At 71.8% G+C, this 5,313-nt stretch carries 4 protein-coding genes; 1 reads left to right on the top strand and 3 read right to left on the bottom strand.

Annotation, left to right across the window (positions count from 1 at the left end; genetic code table 11):
- From E1291_RS38710 to E1291_RS38700, 3 genes are all read right to left on the bottom strand, one after another.
- A partial coding sequence (locus E1291_RS38710; protein WP_131743000.1) for a type IV secretion system protein occupies positions 1 to 1,642 on the bottom strand: 1,642 nt, incomplete at its 3' end.
- The gene (locus E1291_RS38705) at positions 1,639 to 4,128 is read right to left on the bottom strand and encodes an ATP-binding protein (protein WP_131742999.1); all 2,490 of its coding nucleotides are present in this window, start codon (positions 4,126 to 4,128) and stop codon (positions 1,639 to 1,641) included. The genes E1291_RS38710 and E1291_RS38705, both read right to left, overlap by 4 nt.
- A 202-nt stretch (positions 4,129 to 4,330) precedes the next feature.
- Complete coding sequence (locus E1291_RS38700; RefSeq protein ID WP_131742998.1) at positions 4,331 to 5,095, bottom strand: MinD/ParA family ATP-binding protein; 765 nt, start codon at positions 5,093 to 5,095, stop codon at positions 4,331 to 4,333.
- Here E1291_RS38700 and E1291_RS43560 point away from each other — a divergent pair.
- Positions 5,096 to 5,313: hypothetical protein (locus E1291_RS43560; protein WP_207401176.1), on the top strand; the 218-nt coding region annotated here is incomplete at its 3' end.

Raw genomic sequence — 5,313 nt, 5'->3', positions numbered from 1 at the left:
CCGCCGCGTCCGCCGCGGCGTCGCGCTTGCCCCACCGGCCGAGCCGGTATCCGGCCGCGCCGGGCGCGACCGCGCCCGCGACCGCCGCCGTGTTCTTGCGCGCCTCCACGATCGACTTGTCGAGGTGCGCCTCGCCCTTGTCACGCGCCCCGACCGCCGAGTACCCCACGGCGGAGAACAGGTGCTGGAACGGCTTGCGGTAGACGAACGCCGCGAACGTCACGAGCGCGATGAGCAGGATCTGCAGGCCCCACGGCAGCGTCTCGCCGAGGATCAGCCCGTACGCCCACAGCAGCAGCGACAGCACGCCGATCAGCGCCGCCTGCTTCAGCAGCATCGACAGCAGCAGCTCCAGCCAGCGGACGGCGATGACACGGCCGATGCCCGGATGGATCCCGATGCCGAGGAAGATCGGCCCGGCGACCAGCAGCAGCAGGAAGGCGATCTTCACCACGATCAGCGCGACCGCGATGATCATGATGAGCAGTCCGGCGACCAGGGCCGCGAACAGCCCGCCGAACGCGACCGCCAGCCGGTTCTGCCAGTTCTTGCCCTGGAAGAGCGAATACGTCCCTGGATGTTCCTGTTTGATGTTCTTGGTGACGTCCTTGTAGGCGTCGGCCTTCTTCCCCAGATCGACCTTCTGCCCGCCGTAGGTCTCCGGCATGTCCACGGCCTGCGCCCACAGCAGCTTGTCGGCGTTGTCCCGGACGACCTTCTCGTTGGGGTCGGTGGTCCCGAACTCGCCCTGCAGCCACGGCTTGCACACCAGCGCCACCCACAGCCCGTTCGCGTTCCGGGTGGTCGCGTCCAGGTTCGGCGAGGCCGCCGGGTCCTGCTTGCCCTCGGGCGGCGGCACGCACACGCCCCCCTTGGTATCGCTCTGCGGCAACGCCGCGTTGAACGCCGCGCTCGTCGCCTCCGACACCTTCGTCCCGAGCGTGGTGAAGTCCGCCGGACGCGCGACCAGCCAGATGAGCGCCACCATCGCCGCGACCATCCAGATCACGCCCTCGGTGACCTTGCTCGCCCGGCGGCGGACGAGCCCCCACCAGGCCAGCCACATCGCGCCGAGGATGACCACCCACGACCAGTACCGGGCGTTGAACGTCTTGCCCATCCCGCTGATGACGCCGTCGACGGTGTCCTTCAGCCAGCCCAGCAGCGACTCCGACGCCGCCGCCTGGTAGACGCTGATCGTCGTCCGGTCGATCGCCCGGACGAGGGTGAACGTCGTGTTGGCGAGGGCGTTGCCCATCATCGCCATCGCGTCCGAGCACCCCATGTCGACCGCGTACCAGCTCTGCCCGGCCATCCCGTACCGGTCGTAGTAGGTCAGCTGCTCGACGGTGGTCTTCTTCAGCTTCTCGTTCGGGTAGTCCGGCGGCTTGATGAGCCCGTCCGTCCCCGACCCGTACTGCTCGGGAGACGGGCTGTCGGCCGGACGGCAGGGATCGGACCCGAACGGGCCGGCGCCCGCCATCGGTGACAGCCCCACCATGAAGATGGTCACCACCATCACGAGCAGGACCGAGCGGCGGGCCCGGTGCCCGCGGCGGCGGCCGCGGCGCGGGTCGGCGTGGTCGAGCCCTTCGCCGGGTGAGCGCTGCAGCCGCGCCGTCCGGTGCCGGGTTCCCCTCATCGACGAACCTCCTCGGCCTCTGCCCCCGCGGTGGTGAGCTCGGACGATCCCGGCCTGGACCGGGTCGGGTTGGTGTCCAGCCAGCGCCGCAGTTCCTCGGAGATCAGGTCGACGCCGATGCGCCCGGCCCTGCCGTCGAGGTCGCGGAAGATGCACTCGCCGTTGCCGAGGTTGCGCAGCACCGCCTTGTGCTCCTCGGAGGTCTCCACCCCGAGCAGCGACATCACGTTGCCCACCTCGACCCGTTCGGTGGAGCGGAAGGAGAACACCGACGACAGGCAGTTGGTCACCTGTTCGTTCAGCAGGTCCCCGGCGTTCTGGGAGACCAGGATCAGGGCCGTGTTGCGGGACCGGCCCATGCGCGACACCTCCGGGACGAGCTTGGCCCCCTCGGGCGTCGAGGTGATGGCCCACGCCTCGTCCAGGAAGATGGCCTTGGGCAGGCGCCGGTCGAGCCCGTGCATGAGGCGCCGCGCGAACTGCGACACCAGGTACATCAGCGCGACCGACAGCCGCTGCTCGTAGGAGTAGTCCTCGCGGGAGATGGCGACGTCCGGGAGGGTCAGGCCGCCGAGCGTGAACACCGTCGTCCATCCGGCGCTGTCGATGCGCTCGCCGCCGGATGGGTCGAAGCACAGCCGCGCGAGCCGCATCTCCGACATCGAGCGCAAGACCGCGCCGAGGTTCTTGGACGCCGGGTCGGCGGCGGCCTCCAGGTAGTCGACGACCCGGCCGAGCGAGGGCCGCTCGCCGTTGGCGACGGCGCCGACCGCCTGGATCATCGCGGACTCGCGCTCCTCCGACATGCGCGGCAGCAGCAGCCGGAGCGTCTCGGTGGCCATGGTCTTCCTGGCCGCGAGGTCGTCGCCGAACGAGAACGGGTCGAGCAGGCCCGGCGCGGCGGAGCCGAGCGGCAGGATCCGCGCCTTGCGCCCCCGCGCCCGCAGCAGCTCCACCAGCGACTCGGCGTCGCCCTTGGGGTCGATCGCGGCGACGGTCACGCCGCGCAACGCCATCTGGTAGATCAGCAGCAGCGCGAGCGTCGTCTTGCCGCCGCCGGGCTCACCGGTGATCGCCACCGCCGTGGGGCGGTTGCGCGCCGCGGCGACGAGCGGGTCGAAGTGGACGATCGACCTGGCCCGGCCGAGCGTTTCGCCGATGTAGGGGCCGATCCAGCCCTCGTCGTTGTCGTCCGGGCGGTCGCCGAGGTCGACGGTCGCGACGGGCATCCCGCCCGCGATGGTCCGCAGCGGCTGGCGCTGCGCGTAGGCGTTCAGCCGGATCCGGTCGCCCGGCAGCGACTCCAGGAACAGCGAGAACTGGTCGCCGGTCGAGTTGACGACGTCGATGCCGATGTCGCGGTAGTGCTCCACCACCGCGTCCACCCGCTGCGCGAGCAGGTCCTCCGTCGGCGCGGACACGATCAGCCGGTGCCAGCCGTACACGAACGGGAGCCGCTCCTTGGTGATGCCGTGCTCCAGCATCCGCGCCGCGTCGATCTGCTCCGCCAGCGCGATCGGCGCCTCCGCGCCCGCCTCCCGGATGTGCTGGTCCATGTCACGCGCGTGCGCCAGCTTCCGCGAGACGTCCTTGGACGCCTTCGCGGGCGGGATCAGCTTCATCCGCGCGCTGATCTCCACCGGGAAGGGCAGCGCGTCGGCGTAGTGGAACCACGGCTCGCCGTCCGGGAACGGCATCATGTCGGGGAACCGCGCGAACGACAGGTAGGCCACGTAGGACGCGGCGGTCGCGCCGCCGCCCGCGCCGGTGAAGTTCGGCTGCTCCACCCGCAGGTAGGAGCGCCCGTTGTGGATGGCGCCCTCGACCAGCGCCTCGATCTCGCCCTTGCCCCAGGTGCGGCGCGGCACCGCCGACGGCGGCGGGTCGGCCAGCGAGCCCGTCACCGCGTGCTGGAACAGCCACGCCACCTCGGTCGAGGTGGCGTGCCGGGCGTACAGGGCGGACCCGCCCAGGGCGCGTCCGATCCGTTCGGCCTGCTCCGTCCAGCGCGCGATCTCCTTCTTATCGATCGCGTCGTCGTTGACGCCGAGGACGTTCTCGCTGCGCTTGTAGAACCCGAGGAGCTGCGCGAGCACGCCGCCGGACAGCTGCGCGCCCATGCCGCGCGGCCCGAGCCGGACGCCGAGGTAGACCTCCTTGGTCCAGAAGTCCTTGGCCCACACGTGGGCGTAGGTCTCCTCCAGGTACTGCCGCCACCCCGCCCCGGCGTCGGACGTGCGGTCCAGCGCGAGCGCCCACTCGGCCGCCGGGTACGTCCGGTGCGCGATCCGCAGGTGTACCTCGGCGTCCTGCATCCGGATGCCGGCGAGCGCGATCGTGATGTTGGTGGCGAGCGCCTCGCGCTCCTCACCGGTGGTGAACTCGTACGACACCGTCGGCAGCCGGAAGTATCCCCACGCGGCGTTGTCGGTGAGCAGCACCCGGTCGTCGAAGTACCGCACCGCCAGCCGGCTGGACTTGCTCATGCCGTCCTCCCGGCCTCGGTTCCGCCCACTGATTCTCCCGATGCGCAGGGGCCGCTGAAGGGTTGCCCGGGAGAGTGTTCACCGTCCGGAGGGTCAGCAAGATCAGGCCTGCCCGCCAGGCATGCCTGGCGGGGGACGGGCTTGCCCGCCGGGCGCGACCGCACCCCGCCGGTCCGCTCCGCTCGATGCCCGCGAGGGGCGCTCATCGGGTGGCCTCCTGCTCCTGCTGAAGCTCCTGGTAACGCTCGGGCACGACGGTGAACCCGCCGGCGACCACGCCGGCGAGGGCAAGATAGGCACGCCGCGTCGGCGCGCGCAACGACTTCAGCTCATTGCGCGGCGCGCGGTCCATGCTCAGGTGATCATCCCACGGGATCCGCACCAGGGCCCGGCAGCGGCCCCGCGCCACGGCCTCGGCCTGCTCGACGTCGTCCATGCTGCGGCGGCTCACCCCGTTGATGACCGTGACGGCCCGGGACCGCAGCTCCTCGTACCCGTGCCCGTCCAGCCACTCGAACGTCATCGCCACCGCGCGCGGCGCGTCGGCGCTCGCGGGCGCGACGAGGACGATCTGGTCGGCGTAGGGCAGCACCCGGGCGACGACCGCCGCCGCCGCGTCCAGCAGCGTCACCGAGTAGAACCGGTCGATCGTCCGGATCGCCAGCGCGTAGTCGCGGTCGTCGAGCGCCTGGAGCGGGTTCTTGCCCGCGGCGATGACGTCGAGCCCCGACTTGGCCTGCGAGGTGTACCGGCGCATCGCGGTGAGGCTGCCCACCTGGTCGGCGCGGGTGATGAGACCGGTCAGGGTCTCGTTGGTCTCGCTGCGCGTGCGGCGGGCCAGCGCGCCGGGCCCGGGGTTGACGTCCACCGCGACGACGGGCTCGCCGTTGTGCTGCGCGAACGTGTGCCCGAGCATCAGCGCCGTGACGGTCTGCCCGGCGCCGCCGGTGCAGCCGAGCACGACCACGTGCCGCGTCCCGTGGAACGGCTGCTGGAGCCGCAGCTGGTACTCGGCGTCGACGTCCCCGTGCCCGCCTCCGACGGCCTGGATGAGCCGCCGGAACCCGCCCGCGGTGACCTCGTGCTCCGGCCCCGGCGGCGTGATCGCGGGCCCGGACGGCGGCGGCGCGGCTCGCCTCCGGCGTCGCCCCGCCGCTCAGGTAGCGCGCTCGCGCGACGGCTGAG

The organism is Actinomadura roseirufa, assembly GCF_900659635.1.
Classification (GTDB): domain Bacteria; phylum Actinomycetota; class Actinomycetes; order Streptosporangiales; family Streptosporangiaceae; genus Spirillospora; species Spirillospora roseirufa.
This window is presented reverse-complemented; position numbering and strand designations above follow the sequence as displayed.

Coding starts and splice junctions, on each gene's coding strand:
- E1291_RS38705 (WP_131742999.1), bottom strand. CDS start 4,128: ATGAGCAAGTCCAGCCGGCTGGCGGTGCGGTACTTCGACGACCGGGTG.